Annotated in this window: 1 pseudogene; it reads left to right on the forward strand. The window is 54.7% G+C overall.

Annotated elements, in window-relative coordinates:
• Positions 1-338, forward strand: a pseudogene (locus tag EN804_RS35580) (ABC transporter ATP-binding protein/permease); the annotation flags it as partial.

Genomic DNA, 338 nt, shown 5'->3' on the forward strand with positions numbered 1-338 from the left:
ACCAGGGCAGGATAGAGATGCCGGATGAAACCGACACGCTTTTCATTGCTCAGCACGGTTATCTGCCGGCAGGAACGCTGCGCGAAATTATTGCTTATCCGCGTGCACCCCAGCGCTTTGCGGATGAGGATTATGTTTCGGCGCTCGCCGCATCGGGTCTCGGTGAGATGGCCTCTCGTCTTGATGAAAACATCCGTTGGGACAAAAAACTGGATTCGGACGAACAGGCCAGCATCCGGGTTGCCAATGCGCTGTTGCTGAAACCGAAATTCATCGTCATTGACGATCTGCTGGAAGGCTTGGAAAAACAGACGCAGGACACGCTGGCCGGGGTTTTG

It is taken from the genome of Mesorhizobium sp. M8A.F.Ca.ET.161.01.1.1 (genome assembly GCF_004792105.1).
In the GTDB taxonomy this organism is placed as follows: domain Bacteria; phylum Pseudomonadota; class Alphaproteobacteria; order Rhizobiales; family Rhizobiaceae; genus Mesorhizobium.